14 protein-coding genes and 1 riboswitch are annotated in these 16687 nt (G+C 39.3%); of the genes, 8 read left to right on the forward strand and 6 right to left on the reverse strand.

Annotated elements, in window-relative coordinates:
- Positions 1–376 precede the first annotated feature (376 nt).
- The 5 genes from ihfA (at position 377) to rlmC (ending at position 5043) form a co-directional block, all read left to right on the forward strand.
- The gene (gene ihfA, locus Q7657_RS15460; protein ID WP_053988189.1) at positions 377–673 is read left to right on the forward strand and encodes an integration host factor subunit alpha; all 297 of its coding nucleotides are present in this window, start codon (positions 377–379) and stop codon (positions 671–673) included.
- A 199-nt stretch (positions 674–872) separates the two neighbouring features.
- A complete protein-coding gene (gene astE / locus Q7657_RS15465; protein WP_107165149.1) occupies positions 873–1916 on the forward strand; it encodes a succinylglutamate desuccinylase in 1044 nt (347 codons plus the stop codon).
- Between the two features lie 94 nt (positions 1917–2010).
- Positions 2011–3003 carry a vitamin B12 ABC transporter permease BtuC gene (gene btuC, locus Q7657_RS15470; protein ID WP_107165150.1) on the forward strand — a complete coding sequence of 331 codons (993 nt, stop codon included), beginning with the start codon at positions 2011–2013 and terminating at the stop codon, positions 3001–3003.
- A 15-nt stretch (positions 3004–3018) separates the two neighbouring features.
- On the forward strand, positions 3019–3777 hold the full coding sequence (btuD, locus tag Q7657_RS15475; RefSeq protein WP_107165151.1) for a vitamin B12 ABC transporter ATP-binding protein BtuD: 759 nt from the start codon (positions 3019–3021) through the stop codon (positions 3775–3777).
- Positions 3778–3900: 123 nt separating this feature from the next.
- Complete coding sequence (rlmC, locus tag Q7657_RS15480) at positions 3901–5043, forward strand: 23S rRNA (uracil(747)-C(5))-methyltransferase RlmC (protein ID WP_107165152.1); 1143 nt, start codon at positions 3901–3903, stop codon at positions 5041–5043.
- A 62-nt stretch (positions 5044–5105) separates the two neighbouring features.
- On the opposite strand, the gene Q7657_RS15485 is transcribed toward rlmC, so the two are convergent.
- From Q7657_RS15485 to Q7657_RS15495, 3 genes are all read right to left on the reverse strand, one after another.
- Positions 5106–6143: an FUSC family protein gene (locus Q7657_RS15485; RefSeq protein WP_107165153.1), complete on the reverse strand. Its 1038-nt coding sequence runs from the start codon at positions 6141–6143 to the stop codon at positions 5106–5108.
- Between the two features lie 197 nt (positions 6144–6340).
- Positions 6341–8026: a methyl-accepting chemotaxis protein gene (locus tag Q7657_RS15490; protein WP_107165154.1), complete on the reverse strand. Its 1686-nt coding sequence runs from the start codon at positions 8024–8026 to the stop codon at positions 6341–6343.
- 242 nt (positions 8027–8268) lie between these two features.
- The gene (locus Q7657_RS15495; RefSeq protein ID WP_107165155.1) at positions 8269–8895 is read right to left on the reverse strand and encodes a thiol:disulfide interchange protein DsbA/DsbL; all 627 of its coding nucleotides are present in this window, start codon (positions 8893–8895) and stop codon (positions 8269–8271) included.
- Between the two features lie 212 nt (positions 8896–9107).
- Here Q7657_RS15495 and yegD point away from each other — a divergent pair, with 212 nt between their 5' ends.
- Positions 9108–10460, forward strand: a complete 1353-nt coding sequence (yegD, locus tag Q7657_RS15500; RefSeq protein ID WP_107165156.1) for a molecular chaperone — start codon at positions 9108–9110, stop codon at positions 10458–10460.
- Positions 10461–10559: 99 nt separating this feature from the next.
- Here yegD and Q7657_RS15505 read toward each other — a convergent pair whose 3' ends face one another.
- The 3 genes from Q7657_RS15505 to Q7657_RS15515 all read right to left on the reverse strand — a co-directional run bounded on the left by Q7657_RS15505 (position 10560) and on the right by Q7657_RS15515 (position 14386).
- Positions 10560–10868: a high-potential iron-sulfur protein gene (locus Q7657_RS15505; protein ID WP_107165157.1), complete on the reverse strand. Its 309-nt coding sequence runs from the start codon at positions 10866–10868 to the stop codon at positions 10560–10562.
- A 272-nt stretch (positions 10869–11140) separates the two neighbouring features.
- Positions 11141–12541, reverse strand: coding sequence for an alanine/glycine:cation symporter family protein (locus Q7657_RS15510; protein WP_107165158.1), 1401 nt, complete (start codon positions 12539–12541; stop codon positions 11141–11143).
- Between the two features lie 77 nt (positions 12542–12618).
- Positions 12619–12711, reverse strand: a riboswitch (glycine riboswitch).
- Between the two features lie 349 nt (positions 12712–13060).
- The gene (locus Q7657_RS15515) at positions 13061–14386 is read right to left on the reverse strand and encodes a glycoside hydrolase family 18 protein (protein WP_107165159.1); all 1326 of its coding nucleotides are present in this window, start codon (positions 14384–14386) and stop codon (positions 13061–13063) included.
- A 501-nt stretch (positions 14387–14887) separates the two neighbouring features.
- On the opposite strand from Q7657_RS15515, the gene Q7657_RS15520 reads away from it, so the two are divergent.
- On the forward strand, positions 14888–15589 hold the full coding sequence (locus Q7657_RS15520; RefSeq protein ID WP_053988177.1) for a response regulator transcription factor: 702 nt from the start codon (positions 14888–14890) through the stop codon (positions 15587–15589).
- An 89-nt stretch (positions 15590–15678) separates the two neighbouring features.
- Complete coding sequence (locus Q7657_RS15525; protein ID WP_107165160.1) at positions 15679–16668, forward strand: J domain-containing protein; 990 nt, start codon at positions 15679–15681, stop codon at positions 16666–16668.
- The last annotated feature ends 19 nt before the right edge of the window (positions 16669–16687 follow it).

Consider the following 16687-nt stretch of genomic DNA (forward strand, 5'->3'; position numbering starts at 1 on the left):
TAATAACACTATGATAAATAGATGAATTTTTATTTTTTCCATGTTTTTAACGTATGCTTCATTTGTAACTAATTGTTTTTGTTGGTAATTGTGTTTTATAAAACAGCAATTAAACACAACTAATTGCACAAGAGTGATATTATTTTTCAAAAAAAAGCAGATAAATTAACGCTAAGTTTGCGTAAAAAAGTTGGCGGAAATCAGCAAGTTGGCTTAGACTTGACTCTAGTTGATAAGGAACTGGAGATGTTAATCTCTATAAACACCAACGATAGGTGTCTACGAACCGTATCAACGTAACCTTATTCACAGTAACAGGCCGGAATGATGCCAGCATTGTTACTATCCATTCAACATAGTCTTGAGGGAGTTATCTATGGCGCTCACAAAAGCCGATTTGGCTGAGAACCTGTTTGAGAATGTTGGATTAAGCAAACGGGACGCCAAGGATACGGTGGAAGTCTTCTTTGAAGAAATTAGGAAGGCTTTAGAAAGTGGCGAACAAGTAAAACTATCTGGTTTTGGTAATTTTGACTTACGAGACAAAAACGAAAGACCAGGGCGTAACCCAAAAACTGGCGAAGATATTCCTATTTCTGCACGACGTGTAGTGACTTTCCGTCCAGGTCAGAAGCTAAAAGCACGCGTAGAAACGCTAGAAGTACCTAAATAAGCTAGTTTGCACGCTTAGTTTAATTGAAACCCAAGTGAATTTATTCATTTGGGTTTTTTATTTTCTGCTATTTGCAAACAGCAGCTTGTTTACTTAGTTATATTTTTGTTTCGTTTATGTATCAATGATATAAGTAAGGTATGGTTAACAACGGCGAAGCATTTTCGTTAGTGATGGTACTAGTGTACATGGAGGTAATATGACGTTTGTTGATGAAGTGAAAAAGGGTAGGTTTTTATCTGCAACGTGTGATTTCTCACTTCCATTTATGTCTGCAGAGTGGGTTTTAGAGTCGGGTATTCATTGTCAATTATTGCAGCGAGGAGTGTTACAAATAACGCCCAACGAGCAAATAAGTACGGCTAAAGATATTGTGTTGTCATCTGGAGTTCATGGTAATGAAACAGCACCAATTGAACTGATTCAACAATTAGCGGAAGGGATCTTGCTTGGTCACATTGTTCCTGTACATCGCTTACTTCTTATTATTGCTCACCCAGAAGCTATCAATAACAAAACACGTTTCATTGAAGAAAATATGAATCGGCTGTTTAAAGTCCGCAACTTAGAAAAAAATATTGATTGTAAAGTGGCGAATCAGCTTCAGGAGGCTGTTAATAGCTTCTATGGCGTCTCTACAGCCGTTCAGCCTGAAAGATGGCATCTTGACTTGCATTGCGCTATTCGTCGCTCAGAGCACTACACGTTTGCAATTAGCCCATATAGTCACAAACATTCCCGTAGTAATGGCCTGTTTAGTTTTATTCAACATGCAAAAATAGAAGCAGTATTATTAGCAAACGATCCTTCTTCTACTTTTAGTTGGTTTAGTGCTGAATATCATGGCGCACAAGCCTTGACGATTGAACTAGGTAAAGTTGCAGATTTTGGCAATAACAATTTAGCGCTATTGGCGCATTTTAGTCGAGCGATGATGAAGCTAGTGACTGAAAGCTCTTTGCCTATAACATGGAATAACGATGTCGAGGTTTATCGTGTTAGTCGTACTCTGCTGAAGCAATCTGATGACTTTAATTTCTCTTTCCCTGACGATTTGCCTAATTTCACCTTTTTCGATGAAGGGGTATATTTAGGTAGCGATAGCGGCAAAGATTTTATTGCAGATGAGAAAGGGGAAGCGGTGGTATTTCCTAATGCGAATGTTGCATTAGGGCAACGAGCTGCACTGATGGTAAAAAAAGCTCATATTATCTTTGATGAGCAAATCCGCTTGTGTGGCTAGTTCTTAAGTCATCAAACAATTATTAATTTCTACTTTTGTTCTTTTTCCTGAGGCAGTAAGGTAGCGGTTTTGCGCCTATCCAAAGATGGATCTCATGTCACTTAATGCATTTTTAATTCGCCAGCGTTCTCGGTGGCGAATGAGTTTTTGGCTCCTGTCGCTATTATTGGTTGTTGTTTGTTTTTACTCGTTATCTGTTGGGGAGTTATGGATAAAACCATGGGCTCCTAATGGTACATTAGAACAACAGTTACTGTTTCAATTGCGTTTGCCGCGATTACTTGCCGCCTTTGCTGTCGGCGCTGCATTGGCAAGCTCTGGTGCGGTACTGCAAGTATTACTTGGTAACCCGCTAGCGGAACCTGGTGTGCTAGGGATCTCTGGTGGTGCGAGTTTGGCGTTAGTCTGTGTATTATTTTTCTTACCTTTCACTCCATCACCTATGTTGACCATGATCACCGCAATGATTGGTGCATTGATCTTTACCTTGATATTAGTCGGGTTATCTAGGCGTAAAAGTGTTTCGATGACTCGTTTGCTATTAATTGGTGTGGCACTTGGTATTCTTTCTAGTGCAGTGATCACTTGGGCATTTTATTTCAGTGATGACTTAAGTATGCGGCAGCTAATGTATTGGCTAATGGGCAGTTTAGGTGGTGTGAATTGGCCGCAGTTATCATTGCTGCTCTTTATTGTGCCAGTGTTGGTTGTACTGTGTTGTCAGGGTAAGAAGCTTGATATTTTGATGTTAGGTGAGTTACATGCCCGTCAGTTAGGGTTGAATGTCACAAGCTTACGTTGGAAGTTGATTTTAATGGTGTCACTGTTAGTAGGTAGTTCAGTGGCGTTGGCTGGAGTTATTGGTTTTATTGGCTTGGTTGTCCCTCACCTGATCCGTTTGATGTTAGGTACAGAAAATCGTTATTTATTGCCATTATCAGCATTGGCTGGCGGTTTATTGTTGGTTTTTGCTGATACCTTATCTCGTATCTTATTACCATCTGCTGATCTTCCTGTTGGTGTTGTGACCACGTCACTGGGTGCGCCTGTATTTATCTGGATGCTGATGCGTTCTTCGCTGAATTAATAAGTGTCGTTAGCTATGTTGAATGTTAAAAATATTGCATTAGATCCTCGATTACAGCCTTTGTCATTTACGGTAAAAAGAGGTGAAATTGTTCATCTGATTGGCCCGAATGGCAGTGGAAAAAGCACAGCGATAGGCTTGATATCTGGGCTTTTTAGCGCTGATGGTCAGGTGACATTAGAAGATGTAGATTTGGCTGATCATGATTTGGCATCGTTAGCGCGTATACGTAGTTATATGTCTCAACAAGATAAGCCTCATTTTGCGATTCCTGTTTTTCAATATCTTTCATTAGCTTTTACGGCACTCGGTGAGGTGAGTGAAACGTTAAAGCAGCAAGCCATTGATGAAGTGTGTGATTGTTTGTCCATCACCGACAAGTTAACTCGTAGTATTCAGCAGTTGTCGGGAGGTGAGTGGCAGCGTGTCCGTTTAGCATCGGCATGTTTACAGGTTTGGCCATCTTTAAATCCAGATGCTAAGTTTTTACTGCTTGATGAGCCAGCAGCGTCACTCGATATTGGTCAAGAAGCGGCAATGTACCGCTTGATCCGAGGAATCGCCTCGCAAGGTATTTCAGTCTTAATGGCGAGCCATGATTTAAATCGTTCTCTGCGTGAAGCCGATAAAGTGGTTTTACTTCAACAAGGACGTTGTGTGGGGGTTGGTGCGCCTGAAGACGTGATGACAATAGAACAGTTAGAGTTCATCTTTGCTACTAGGATTATAAAAATAGAGCATCAAGGGCTGCCTAGTTTGATCTTTGTTGATTGAAAATACTGTAAACATCTAAATAAAGTGAGCTTAAATCTAAGATCTTGGATTTGGTAAAATATTTTATCTGGCTATTTTCTTTCTGCAGGTTAGACTGCTCTTTTTTTTGTAGTTGTGTGAATTATGCAGTGTTCATTCTCACTTCAAGGGGTATGTCCTTCGTGCCCACTTGCCTCGACGTCTTATGCTCAGCAAATTAAACAAAAAGATGACACATTACGTGCATTATTCTCTGAGCATCACCCTCAGCAATGGTTAGCACCTGTAGAAAGTGCTGAAACAGGCTATCGAAATAAGGCAAAGATGGTAGTGTTGGGTGCGGCGCATGAGCCTTGTTTAGGTATTCAAACACAATCTGCATTGGATAAAACCATTAAGCCAGTTAGTTTATGCGGGTGTCCGCTATATCCTGCTGATATGCAGGAACTATTGCTTTATATTGAGCAATGGATCCGTCGTGCAGGTATTCCACCTTATAATCTTGTGAAGAAAAAAGGTGAGCTGAAATTCGTTCTCCTTACTCGTAGTGAAAGCACGGGCGAGTTTATGCTGCGCTTTGTTATGCGTAGTCATACTGCTATTGAGCGTATTGAGAATAACCTTGCTGATTTATTAGCGGCATTTCCTGCAATAAAAGTGGTTTCAGTGAACATTCAACCTGTTCATATGGCAAGACTCGAAGGCGAAGAAGAAATCTTTTTAACTGATGATCACTATTTGCTAGAGCAGTTTAATCATGTGCCATTAGTTGTTAGACCTAAAAGCTTTTTCCAAACTAATCCAAAGGTTGCAGAACGTTTGTACGCTACAGCGAAAAGCTGGGTTAGTGAGGTCAAACCTGCATCAATGTGGGATCTATTCTGTGGTGTAGGTGGTTTTGCTCTACATTGCGCAGAAGAAGTAGAGCAGGTAACAGGTATTGAGATTGAACCTGAAGCGATAGCCAGTGCGAAACGTTCTGCGGAAATGATGGGGGTTAATAACCTTGATTTTGCAGCACTGGATTCAACCAGCTTCACTCAATCAAATGAAGCGGCACCTGAATTAGTGTTAGTGAACCCACCACGACGTGGTATTGGGGAAGCACTTTGTCAGCAGCTTAATACTTTTGCACCTAAACATATTATTTATTCAAGCTGTAACCCTCAGACGTTAGAAAAAGATCTTACACGTTTAACGGGATATAAAGTGATGAAGTTTCAGTGGTTCGATATGTTCCCTCACACAGATCACGTTGAAGCCATGGTGTTATTAGAACGTATCTAATGATAACCAAACTACCTAGCCATATTTGAGAAAAGGGCATGAAGCGATTCATGCCCTTTTTGTTACTTTCTTACGTGAGAATAATATTCGCTAAGAAGGTGTGTTAGTTGTGAAAACTGGCGGGCAACTTCTCGGTTTAGCCACAGATAACCATAGTAACTGATATCACTTGCATCACTTTGTTCATGCATTTCAGGTGGTGGCAGTAACGAGAGCATTTTTATCTCATCGCGCTTAACAGGCAAAATAACTTGTTTTTCCATTTGCTTAGACAGTTGTTCAAATCGGTTTGCTAATTGTTCCTTGGCTTCCATTAATCCCGGCATATCACTGATTTTGGACTGACCTAACTGGGTGTCCCATTTGGTATGGAGCATTGAACCTAGCATGGTGAAGATTTGCTCTTCCGTTAACATGATTTCCGTGAGTAGTTGTTTACTTGCAACATTTTCATTCTTGGTATGAGGCTGTAGTGTCGTTTGCTTATCAAGAATGGTTGATAGGGGACTAATATCAATCGGCTTATAATTTCCCGTTGCTATTTGTTGATTATGCTTATGGTAGTAATCGCAACATAGCTTTATAAAGTCGTGTGTGTAGGCGAGATAATGATCGGTCGCACGAGCAGGGAAAATAAATAAGCTACAGCAGATAGCGACAACAGCAGCCCAAAAGACATTGATAGTACGCCACATTGCAGCATGAAGATCTTCAGGGCCGCCACCAGCAATAACAACAATTGTGATCGCAACGACCAATGACGCATAAGAGTATTTGCCTTGGGTAAAGAAAATCGCTGTTATGACTGCTGCAATGAGAATAACGTGGTGTAACCAATTATAAGAGGCAGGTAGCAAGAATAATGATAAGCCGATAATCGCACCTAATATCGTACCTGTGATGCGCTGGCTAGCTTTAGATAATACACCGCCAAGAAAGGGAATACTTCCCATAATGGTCACTGCTGTGATTAGTGCCCATGAGCCGTATGGCAAGTGAAGTAATTGGATAATGCTAATAATAATACAAAGTGCTACAAAGACTCGGAAAACTAAGAGCTCACGAAAGTATTTGATGGCGAAATGGGAATAATTTTTCATACATAAGAGAGATTATGGTTTTTTAAATCATACAAATTATGTGATGAAAGTCACGCTAAAAATGATAAATCAAATGGTATGAAACAACGGTTTGCTTTAAGTAAGGCTCGCTATTTACCGAGTAACAAAAGAAAAGGCACTGTCTACATGAGTACAGACAGTGCCTTTGTATTGATTGTTTGTATTAATGAAGGGGGTTATTTAGTTTTAAATTGCCCTACTAATTGTTGTAGCTGATTACCAGCATCATCAAGTTGACTCACAATATGCTCTGAGTTCTTACTCTCTTGAATAAGATCGGTGACGATATTTTGGATTGATCCCATGTTCCCGCTAATTTCACCAGTCACGGCATTTTGCTCTGTTGATGCAGCAGCAATCTGATTGATCTTACCGTTAATTTCAGTCACTGCTTCTGTAACAGATAGTAGGTTATGTGAGATCTGGTTGGTTGAGCTGACCGCTTCATTACAGGAGGCTTGGCTCTTATCCATGGCTTGTACCGCTTGCGTTACTAAGTTATGTAGCTGATCAAGCATTTCATTGATTTCTAATGTGCTACTTTGGGTACGGCTTGCAAGGCCACGTACTTCATCAGCAACCACGGCAAAGCCTCGGCCTTGTTCACCTGCTCGTGCAGCTTCAATCGCTGCGTTTAATGCAAGTAAGTTGGTTTGCTCGGCAATATCACCAATGACTTTAAGTACATTGTTGATGTTGTGAGATTGCTGATTGAGTGCATCGATGTAGCTTGATGCTTGAGTCACTTCATCAACAAGCGTGTTAATAGAGACAAGTGAAGTATCTACTTGTTGTTGAGCAACTAATGCGACATCACTCATGCGCTCGGTACCGGAAGCGACATCATTTGTATTTTCAGCAATTTCATTAGCCGCTAGGCTCATTTGTTCAATAGCTGCAACGATTTGTTCTGTTTCGCAGTTATGTTCATTTAATTTAGCGGTTAAGGTATTGGTTTGCTTATGTACATTATGCGCTGCTGTTGTCAGGCTGTTCGTGGTTTCTGATACTTGAGATATTATGCTTTGAAGCTTATTCGCAAAGCGGTTAAAGGCATTACCCAGTGCTGCTATTTCGTCATTACCTTCAACAACTAAGCGCTTAGTTAGATCACCTTCACCGTCAGCGATGTCATTTAGAGTATCAACCATACGCTCAATAGGTTTGATAATACGGCTAGCGACGTACAAGATCAGAGCGGCTGAAATCACGGTTAAGATCAGTGAAATAAGCAATACGGAGTTAATGCGATCTTGCATGTTTGAATGAATTTGAGCCGTGTATTGCGCCACACTTGCATCAATATCATCAATGTATAAACCAGTTCCAATGAACCATTTGCCACCGTTTAAAGAAATAGCATAACTTTCTTTAGGTTGGGCAGGCTGATTTGCTTTTTTAGGAAAACTGTATTTAACGAATTGACCGTTGTTTTTCGCCGCATCAATTAAGACTTTAATATATGCCACGCCATTGGCATCGGTTGCACCAATTTGATTCGTTCCCTGAATTTCAGGCTTTAATGGATGAGCTACGTTCACGCCATTCATGGTATAGATAAAAAAGTAACCAGCATCATTTTCAGCAAAGCGGATAGGGGAAATAAGCTGACGTACATCATCAAGAATAGCCGTTTCATCACTACCTTTAGCCAGAATATTCTCGATTGCATGTTTAGTGATGATGACAGCATCTTTTAATTCTTGCTGCCTTTGTGAAATCAGTTCTTGTTTATAATGCGCAACATTCTCTTCTAAAGATTGGTTTTCTAAATAGATGACCACACCCATGGCGATACTAAGAATCGCAAGCATAGGTAACAAGCTTAATAGTAATAATTTGTGCTTAAGTGTTTTGATCATAATTGCATTTGCCTTTTTCCATTATTAATCACAGTGATGCATACGAAATTCTCCGTTGATAGTATGCATATATAAGTTTATGTAATGATAGGGAAAAATTGTTACTGATAGATATATCTTTGAGACTTGTTCAATTAATAATATGTCTGTTGCAGGTGTTTCAGAGAGAGGGAATAAAAGTGGGATTTATATCAATAAAAAAATACCTGCCAATGCGGCAGGTATTTTAAAGGGGTATGAAATTACTTCTTACCTTTAAGGTATGTAATCGTATTCGCTATATCTTCTAGGCTACCGTGAGCACTGGTATTCACAAGGTATTTACCATTGATCAAGAAAGCAGGCACTGATTGTAGTGCGGCATTACGAACAATTTCTTCAGATTGTTGGAACATCTTAAACACTTCAGCTTGTTGCTCTTTTGTTAGCTCGTAAGGGCTCTTCAAACCATTGTCGTGGAAGATTTTAGTAAGTGCTGCTTGACGCTGTTCGTTAGTCATATCTTTTGGTGAGTCTTGAACAAACGCAAATAGCTCTTCTTTCAGTTTATGGCTTGGCTTGTTGTCAGTTTGTACCATTGCTGCGTAGAAGATAAATGCCGCTTTTTGTGCGCTTTCATTGAAGATAACGTGTACTTGGTTAACGTCTTTAGTATTCGTTAGCTCTTTAATTTTTGGAAGCATGCTTTCCATGTTACGACAGTGACCACAAGACAGTGAGAAGATCTCTGTTACTGCTGGTAGATTTGGCATTGGAGTTGGGATCACTGAGTATTTGTCACCTTCTTGTGGTGTATTAGATTCAGTACATGCAGTTAGCGTCAGTGCTGCGAGTAGCACAACGAAGAAAGATTGGTAAATACGTTTCATTGTCAGCTTCTTTAGAAAAATAAAAGTCACAATATTATGGCGATAAATTCTCGACATTGCATCGTAAAGTTACAAAAAGACACGCTTTTTATTCGTTTTTAACTGAATACACACGGTCATTAAGGTTGATATTTTAAAGAGAATAAGACCGTGAATTGGTGTTTTGGTTGGGGTATGATGGTCGGCTTTTCTTATTGCTTTGAGTGTTTCTAATGTTTATTGGATTTGATTATGGGACAGCGAATTGTTCTGTCGCGAGAATGGTAAATGGTAACCCAGAACTGTTACCACTAGAGAAAAATAATCATTTTATTCCATCGACATTGTGTGCCCCGACACGTGAAGCGGTATCTGAATATCTCTATCGTTTTATGGGAATAAAGCCGACTGACAGCATTGGTGAACAAGTGTTACGTCGTGCTATGGCAGTTAACCGTGAAGAAGATATTGAAGTTGTACACGGTGATCTACAGTTTGGTGAAGCAGCATTAAATACATATCTTTCTGATCCTGAAGAAGTGTATTACGTTAAATCACCGAAATCCTTCCTTGGTGCGAATGGTTTACGCGATGCTCAAATTAGTTTTTTTGAAGATCTTGTTTGCGCCATGATGGTAAATATCAAACAAAATGCTGAGCAGAACCTACAAGATGATATTACGCAAACTGTCATTGGTCGTCCGGTTAACTTCCAAGGTACTGGCGGAGAATCTGCTAATATTCAAGCTGAAAAAATTCTGACTCAAGCGGCGAAACGTGCTGGTTTTAAAGATGTTTCTTTCCAATTTGAACCTGTTGCTGCTGGGTTGGAGTTTGAATCGACACTGACTGAAAACAAAACCGTATTGGTGGTTGATATTGGTGGTGGTACGACTGACTGTTCATTGCTTGAAATGGGACCTAAATGGGTTAATGAGCAAGATAGAACACGCTCATTACTTGCACATAGCGGTCAGCGAGTCGGTGGTAATGATTTAGATATTCACTTAGCATTTAAACAGCTGATGCCAGAGTTTGGTCTAGGTAGTCAGACGGTTCGTGGTATTGATATGCCATTCAATCAGTTCTGGAATCCTATTGCGATTAACAATGTTGCTGCGCAAACTGAGTTTTATTCTGATGCTAACTTACGTGCATTAGAAAAGCTTCGTTATGATGCGGCAGATCCTGATAAGCTCAATCGATTAATTCACGTTTATCATGAAACGCTGGGCTATCAGATTGTTCGCCGTGCAGAAGAAGCGAAAATTGCACTGTCGGAGCAAGACAAATATCGTGTTGATATGGCGATCATGAAAGATTTGTTTGCCGTTGATATTACAGCCAAGCAATTTTCAGAAGCCATTGAAACCCCAACCGATAAAATGCGTGAGCTAGTGGTTGAGGCTCTAGCGCAGGGTGGAGTGACGCCTGATGTGGTGTTTATGACCGGTGGTACGGCACGTTCACCTATTTTACGTCAGTGTATTGAGCAGCAGTTACCGAATATACCGATTGTGAGCGGTAATTACTTTGGTTCAGTAACAGCGGGTTTAGCACGTTGGGCTGAGCGTTGTTATCGCTAACGTTAAACTAATATACTCAAGCTGCTGAAGTTACTTGGGGATAGATTAAGTAAAGAAAAAGGCCTCATAGTGAGGCCTTTTGTGTTTTTGATTCTGTCATTATGCAGGCTTAGGTGCGTAAGCTGAGCACCAGCCTTTACCATTAACTAATTTGCCCGGGAAGATTTTACAAGGGCGCCATTCAGCTTTTGCGTCACCTTCAATCAGCATACAGTTATTACAGTTTTTATCGTCGTAACTTGACTTGTCCACGTATTTTAAGGCTTTTGCCTGTGCGTCATCGACAGATAAGTGAGGTAGTTCTGCAGCTTGAGCAGGCTTAACCAGTAATTTGTTACCAACGGTTAGGCCAACAATGCCACCTACCGTTAACTTCAAAAAGCGTCGACGCGAAGATTGATTTTTCATTTCAATGTCCTTTTCTCAGCACATGAGTTTTTAACTCACTGAACTTATTAACTATTAAAGTAGGGGATAGTGAATAAGTCTCCATGTGTTATCTAAAATATAGATGAACAATAGATAGAGTTATTTATTAAATCTGCATAGATTACAACAGGAATACGAGGCTTATGTCAAAATAGATGAATTTAATTGTTGTAATTATGTGAAAGGGAAAGTAAAGACAGGGTGTAAAATTGAAAAAGCCTCACAATCGTGAGGCCTTTTTGTATTCATAATTACAGCGCTGATACAGGTTGGCTATTTTCTTTCTCTTGCTTTAATTCGCTGAAAAAAGCGTGAGTTTCTGCGATAACAACATGACGTAATACCACTAGACCAATAAGGTTTGGAATTGCCATTAAACCGTTTACGATATCCGCAATTACCCAAATCATGTCTAGCTGCATAAATGCACCGCCAGCGATCAGAACCAAGAAGAAAATCTTGTATGGTAGAATCGCTTTCACACCAAATAGGTAAGTAATACAACGTTCACCGTAGTAGTTCCAACCTAGAATAGTGGTAAAGGCAAAGAACATTAAGCCAATAGACACCATGAGTGGACCGTAGTAGCTAGAATGTAATCCCTCTGCAAAAGCATGCGTCGTCATTGCAGCACCAGCAAAATCAGAAGACCAAGCACCGGTTACAATCAAAGTTAGACCTGTCATGGTACAAATGATCACTGTATCAAAGAAAGTACCTGTCATTGAGATCAAGCCTTGACGAACACAAGAGTCAGTTTGTGCAGCAGCAGCGGCAATCGGCGCACTACCTAAGCCTGATTCATTCGAGAATACACCACGGGCAATACCAGATTGAATTGCTAGCATGATACCTGCACCAACGAAACCACCTGTAGCTGCATGGCCTGTAAATGCAGACTCAATAACAAGGTTAACGGCTTGTGGGATAGCATCATAGTTGCTTGCTAATACACTTACACAAGCAATGATGTAGAAACCAGCCATTAGCGGAACAACAGTACTTGCTACACTTGAAATCGACTTAATACCACCTAGCGTTACGGTTGCAACTAATACAGTTAAAATAACAACAGTAATTTCTTTAGGTACATTGAATGAAAGGTGCGCAGCATCAACAATGGCATTGGCTTGTGGGAAAGTACCAATACCAAAACACGCAACACCAACAGCAAAGAGGGCAAATAATTTCGCTAGCCACTTACTACCTACACCTTTTTCGATGTAGTACATAGGACCACCAATGATTTGACCATTGCTATCTGTTTCACGATATTTAACCGCTAGTAGACACTCGGCATACTTAGTTGCCATACCTAAAAGCGCAGCAAGCCACATCCAAAATAAAGCACCTGGGCCACCTAATTTAATCGCGGTTGCAACACCGACGATATTACCTGTACCTATGGTTGCAGAAAGGGCAGTACATAGAGCTGCAAAACTGGATACATCACCGCTACCGTTGCTATCGGCATCTTTTTTACCGCCAAACACGTAGCGTAATGCAAGCGGAAGGTAACGGATTTGGATAAAACCAAGGCGTACAGTGAGGTATAAACCAGTACCAACCAAAAGGATAAGTAGTGGTGGACCCCAAACAAGGCTGTCAAAAGCTTTTAGAAAATTAAAAATTGTGTCATGTAGTGGATTCATTATTCCTCCTTTAAACATCAAAGGAAGAGATATAGAACAACAGAAATGTTGGTCACAGACGGGTATCTGGTGTTGCTCTTATCTCCTCTGTCCTTTTGCCTGAGAGTTTCACCAATACTTGGTTTGCTCCTTCGGCGCTCGATTTAACGAGTCTCTCCAGAGGCTCCTCCAACAACAGTCCATACCTATCGTAAAATTTACGACGCGGTGCCTGAAAGATTTACGACAATAGGATTTGATGGCTCAAATCATAATGACGCTTACTTCTTCGGCGGGCGTAAGATATACCTTCATGGTAAATTCTTGTGCCGCTCTCCTGCTGTCTTCATCGGAACTCATATTTCGGGATGCAATGTTAGGGCAATGAAATGTGATTGTCAGCAAAAAAATTAATCAAACCGTAAAAATTGGTCTAAAAGTAAAAAAAATAGGCTGGTGTTGATAGTAGAAATAGGTTAACGGATAAAAAATAAGCTTACTTAAAACGCATAAGTAAGCTTGTAGGTATGACGAGTGGGATTATTTCTTAAAAGCGTTGCTTAGCTGTTTGATAAGTTCATGGTTGTTATCAGATGTCGCTTCCCAGCCAAAAATACCACCGAGATTGTGCGTTTTTACATAATCAATCTTGGCTTGTAGCGATCGTTTGTCCTCATAGCTAATGAACTCTTGTTTCTTTTTGCTATAAAGCACAGCCGCTTGTGCTTGCTCATCATAGAAGTATTGATATCCCATACGTTTGTTATTAATGAGATACTTCATGATGTCGGAATAATTAAAGTAACCGGGATCATCTATATCCGAGCCTTTATCCATGCCACCAGAGCTGTTTAACCCTTCAAGCTTGTTGGCTGATGCATCTTTTACGCCTTGCCACCCTCGGCCATAAAAAGGACTGCCAATAATGATTTTATGGCTATCAACACCTTGTGCTAACAGGGCTGTAACCTGATTATCAACCGAGGTGTTATTTGGCGTTGTAGCTGTACTATATAAATTACTATGGTGACCGACGGTATTTCCCCAGTTACCGAGAAAGTCAAAACTCATCAGATAAATTTGGTCGAGATCTTGTGAGACCTTTTTCCAATTAATCCCTGGTAATGTTTTGGGACCACCATTGACTGCCGCTGATAGTTGATAACGACGTTGATTCTCTTGGCCAAGTTGATCTAATTGCTGACGTAATTCACTGATCAGTTTGGTATAGGCTAAACGTTCATTATCAATATTGTCTTTTCCTAAGCCGGATAAGCCATGACCTCCCGGATATTCCCAGTCGATTTGGATTCCATCGAAAAAGTTGTATTTATTGATCAGTGCAGCAGCACTTTTAACGAAAGTCTGACGGTATTCATCATTTAATGCCACTGTATGAAAAGGTTCTGACAACGTCCAACCACCAAAACTTGGCAAAATAGAAAGATTGGGGTTTTCATCTGAGAGAGCTTTTAATTGTCCAAAATTACCTCGGTAACCCACTTTATGCGATGTTTTACCATCAAGCTTTATTTGTAGAGCGGCATAATCATCAAGAATGATCGCGGTACCAATAGGCTTATTAGCACATTGGGTTTTCATGATCTTTTTTATATTTTCGGGAGAGGAATCAACAGGACCGCAGACAGCAAGAAAGGCATAAATGATATGAGAAAGATTATCCACGGGTAGCATATTGGCACTATAAGGTGCTTTAGGTGTGTAGACCTTCCAATCAGGATAATAGGCTGCAATTACATGGGAATGGTTATTGGTTGGTTGAGCTAAAGCAGGAGGTGCAAATAAACAACTAATAGCAGTGGTTGCAATAACAGATAAGCAACTGCCGAGAAATATATGACGCATTGATAAATCCCTAATCGCGTAACATAATTTAATATCAAACAGGTATACTATCGTTGATTCTTTTTTGTGAGTTATATTAATTGTTATACATTATGATCGTGATCACAAAGATAACATTTGTAACAAAATAAATAGGTAAATTTTTGTATTAGAAATATGGTACTTGTTTTTTTTTTGCTACAAAATATTTTAATTGTTTTTAGATTTAATTGTTATGGAATTAAATCAACTAATAACTAAAAAGGTTTAAAATTAAACCTGATTGTGTATTTATTGGCTAAATGTAGTCAATATTTTATAGGTAGAATAAAATACACGTCTCATTACTAACTTATAAGACATTCCTTTATTACTGGAAAAATTAGTGTTTATAACCGTTATTAGCCATATTAATAAGTGTCAGATAGTAATATTTGATGTAATTGTAAAAGACATAATGTTTTATGATAAAGGATGATCATCAAATAAACCTATTAAGATAGTAACCATACAGGTGATGATGTGATTTGGGTAAATTGTTGTCATAAAGAAAAACACACCAGTACCAAAGATATTTTGTTGCAATATCATAATCTGGTTGATGTATCGCCATTTGAAATATTATTAACAATGACGGGTTTTGAGTTGATATTTATTGAAATACAAGACTCTCAATCAAATGGCTTTAAATTATTACGTACCGTTAAGCAGCGTTTCCCTGATGTTAAAGTCGTTATTGTTTATCATGATTTAGATGCGGAGTTAGCGGTTTCTGCGCTACGCGCAGGGGCTGAAGATATTTTGTCGAGTAATGCGACAAGGCAGAAGGTTGATGCTTGTTTAACTCGTCTTCATACACATGATGACAATATGATCAATGCTGAAGACATTTCTCAGCGTGAATTGTCTATTTTGCCTGCGTTAACCATTATAGATAAAGACATAAGTGCGCCACTACGTGAAGAAGAGTTAGCCAGTGCTTGTCAATTCTCATCAACGTACTTCTCACGTCTATTCCATAATATTATGGGAGTAACACTTAAACAGTACATTATTAAAAAGCGGTTGGATTTAGCCTGCGGCTTATTAAGCTCAGATCAAGAGAAAATCTCAGCAGTAGCCTTATCTGCCGGTTTTAAAGACGTATCCTATTTTTCGCGGGTGTTTAAAAAACACATAGGTTGTTCACCGGGCGAATTTCGTGCGAGTCGTCAAAAAAAGTGAATGAAGGCACCACTTTCGGCGCTTAGTGGTTGCCTTAACAGCTTGTTCATTGCAGAGTAATTTAACTTATCAAGTCAATAAAACTGGCAATGACAACATTTCACGATCTGCTTGGTACAACTGAGCATACAACTCCTAGTGAGATCAAAAAGCGTTATAAATTATTATCCCATCGTTTGCATCCGGACAAGTTAGGTTCGAGTGCATTAATGCAACTGATCACATCTGCTTATAATGAAATATTACAGGGTAACGGTAATAAAACTTGTGAATCAGTTTCAAGTGATAAGCTGATATTAACCAAGAAGTATGCGCAAAAATTAAAACAAGAATTAGAAATTCAACGCACAAAAAATGTTGAGTTAGAGCAACAAATCTTAGATTTAAGAAAATCTTTAAATAATGAAACAAAAAATAATAAAAAAATAACAGAACAACTTAAACAAGAAATGGCAAAAACACTGATTCATCCCATTGCAACGAATGAGAATAATCAGGAAAAAAAGTCATCACGATTTAAATATGGGATTGTTTATTCTTCTATCGCTTTAAATATATTACTTGTGGTGATTGTTTCAGTATTTATTAACACGGAGCCAGTAGCTTCTGTCGATGAGATAAAGAGCATAAATCCTTCAGTCAATGTCATTGAAAAGGAAACAATTCGCTTAGCGGATAAAAAAGAACGTAATGTAGTAACGCCTGAACAAGTTACTCCGGTAGATGAAATTATTGCGATTGCGTTAACGGATAAAGTTAATCAATGGCAGTTATTTACCTCTAGCAATAATAAGTTCTATATTGCTGTACGTAATCAATCAGGTTCGTACATAGTGTCGAATTGTGACGGACAAGTTTATTATTATGCCAATTTAACGCAGCAACGCTCGCATTTATCGCCAAATTTAGCGTTTATGCAGCATTATCAGAACTTTTCGGTCTATCGCATTAACTATGGTATGGGCTCTCAAAAGGACCATTGGCTGAACAGCCAAGGTATTAAAGTGAATCGAGAATACTTTACTAATCTTAACTTTGAACAAATGCAGCAAGAGCTAAAATCGAGTTGTTCGATTTAAGAGCAATTTAAAGTGAACA

It is taken from the genome of Candidatus Photobacterium acropomis, assembly GCF_030685555.1.
Taxonomy (GTDB): Bacteria; Pseudomonadota; Gammaproteobacteria; order Enterobacterales; family Vibrionaceae; genus Photobacterium; species Photobacterium lucens.

Bases quoted from the DNA above. Each gene is read 5' to 3' on its own strand.
- ihfA (WP_053988189.1), top strand. From the start codon at position 377: ATGGCGCTCACAAAAGCCGATTTGGCTGAGAACCTGTTTGAGAATGTT.
- astE (WP_107165149.1), top strand. From the start codon at position 873: ATGACGTTTGTTGATGAAGTGAAAAAGGGTAGGTTTTTATCTGCAACG.
- btuC (WP_107165150.1), top strand. From the start codon at position 2,011: ATGTCACTTAATGCATTTTTAATTCGCCAGCGTTCTCGGTGGCGAATG.
- btuD (WP_107165151.1), top strand. From the start codon at position 3,019: ATGTTGAATGTTAAAAATATTGCATTAGATCCTCGATTACAGCCTTTG.
- rlmC (WP_107165152.1), top strand. From the start codon at position 3,901: ATGCAGTGTTCATTCTCACTTCAAGGGGTATGTCCTTCGTGCCCACTT.
- Q7657_RS15485 (WP_107165153.1), bottom strand. From the start codon at position 6,143: ATGAAAAATTATTCCCATTTCGCCATCAAATACTTTCGTGAGCTCTTA.
- Q7657_RS15490 (WP_107165154.1), bottom strand. From the start codon at position 8,026: ATGATCAAAACACTTAAGCACAAATTATTACTATTAAGCTTGTTACCT.
- Q7657_RS15495 (WP_107165155.1), bottom strand. From the start codon at position 8,895: ATGAAACGTATTTACCAATCTTTCTTCGTTGTGCTACTCGCAGCACTG.
- yegD (WP_107165156.1), top strand. From the start codon at position 9,108: ATGTTTATTGGATTTGATTATGGGACAGCGAATTGTTCTGTCGCGAGA.
- Q7657_RS15505 (WP_107165157.1), bottom strand. From the start codon at position 10,868: ATGAAAAATCAATCTTCGCGTCGACGCTTTTTGAAGTTAACGGTAGGT.
- Q7657_RS15510 (WP_107165158.1), bottom strand. From the start codon at position 12,541: ATGAATCCACTACATGACACAATTTTTAATTTTCTAAAAGCTTTTGAC.
- Q7657_RS15515 (WP_107165159.1), bottom strand. From the start codon at position 14,386: ATGCGTCATATATTTCTCGGCAGTTGCTTATCTGTTATTGCAACCACT.
- Q7657_RS15525 (WP_107165160.1), top strand. From the start codon at position 15,679: ATGACAACATTTCACGATCTGCTTGGTACAACTGAGCATACAACTCCT.